Genomic DNA, 1,674 nt, shown 5'->3' with positions numbered 1-1,674 from the left:
GGGGCGCTGTTCGCCTGGGACTGCGCGCGCAGCTCGGCCTCCCGGGCCTCCGCCTCCGCGCCGCCGATGGCCTCGCCGCGGGCGACCATCCCCGACTCGTCCGAGAGCGGGATCTGCTTGAGGAACAGGGCGAGCGCGAAGGCGATCAGCAGGAACGGAATGAGGTACCAGAACACGGGGGCGAGCGAGTCCGCGTACGCGTTCACGACCCCGTCACGGATCTCGGCCGGCATCTCCGCGAGCTTCTGCGGGTCGATCGTGGCCACCGCCTCCTGCGCGTTGGGCATCCCGGCACCCGAGAAGACCTCGCCGAGCTTCTCGGAGAGCCGGTTGGTGAACATCGCCCCGAAGATGGCGACGCCGAGGGACGCGCCGACCTCGCGGAAGTAGTTGTTCGTGCTTGTCGCGGTGCCCACCATGCCCGGGTCAACCGCGTTCTGGACGACGAGCACCATGACCTGCATGATCAGGCCGAGCCCCGCGCCGAAGAAGAACAGGTAGACGCAGATCAGCCAGATGGGGGTGCTCGCGGTCAGGGTCGTCATCGCGAGCATCGAGCCCGCGGTGACGAGGGTGCCCACGATCGGGTACGCCTTGTACTTCTGGCGCTTGGTGATCATGATGCCCGACCAGATCGACGTGCCCATCATGCCCGCCATCATGGGCAGCATCAGCAGCCCAGACGCCGCGGCGGACGCGCCGGAGGACATCTGCAGGAAGGTGGGCACGAACGCGATGGCGGCGAACATGCCGAGGCCGAGCGTGAAGCCGATCGCGGTCGCGTTCACGAAGATGCGGTTCTTGAACAGGCTGAGCGGGATGATGGGGTCCTCGGCCCGGGCCTCGATCAGGACGAAGGCGAGCGCGGCGAGCACCAGCCCGGCCCCCCAGAGCCACGTCTCTGGCGCGCCCCAGCCGTGATCCTTGTTGCCGCCAAAGTCGGTGAAGAAGATGAGGCAGGTGGTCGCGATGGACAGCGTCAGCACGCCGAGGATGTCGATCTTCTTCTCGGCCTTCTTGCTCGGCAGGGTGAGCGCGAACCAGGCGATGATGAAGGCGGCGATGCCGATCGGGATGTTGATGTAGAAGGCCCACTGCCAGGTGAGGTGGTCCACGAAGAAGCCGCCGAGGAGGGGTCCGGCGACGGCGGAGAGGCCGAAGATCGCGCCGAGGGGGCCCATGTACTTGCCGCGTTCGGAGGCGGGCACGATGTCCGCGATGATCGCCTGGGAGAGGATCATGAGACCGCCGCCGCCGAGGCCCTGCATGGCGCGGAACACGACGAACCAGGTGAAGTCCGGGGCGAAGGCCGCGCCGACCGAGGCCAGCGTGAACAGGGCGATTGCGATGAGAAAGAGCGTCCTGCGGCCGAGCACGTCGCCGAACTTGCCGTAGATCGGCATCACGATCGTGGTGGCGAGCAGGTAGGCGGTGGTGATCCACGCCTGGTGTTCGACCCCGCCGAGCTGGCCGACGATGGTCGGCATCGCGGTGGAGACGATGGTCTGGTCGAGGCTGGAGAGCATCATCCCCGCAATGAGCGCGGAGAAGATGATCCAGATGCGACGCTGGGTGAGTAAGAGGGGCGCCGCTGGGGCGCCCGGGGAGGCGGTGGAGGTCATGACGGGAATGCTGTCCTTCGGGTGGGGCGCTCGATGGCGTGTGCGCGGGGAA

Annotated in this window: 1 protein-coding gene; it reads right to left on the bottom strand. The window is 67.4% G+C overall.

Annotated features, from left to right (window positions below):
• Window positions 1-1,622: MDR family MFS transporter (locus OOT08_RS02190; protein WP_325090915.1), on the bottom strand; the 1,622-nt coding region annotated here is incomplete at its 3' end.
• Window positions 1,623-1,674 lie beyond the last annotated feature (52 nt).

Origin of the sequence: Leucobacter sp. M11 (genome assembly GCF_035726885.1) — a bacterium.
Lineage (GTDB): Bacteria > Actinomycetota > Actinomycetes > Actinomycetales > Microbacteriaceae > JAPFRB01.
This window is presented reverse-complemented; position numbering and strand designations above follow the sequence as displayed.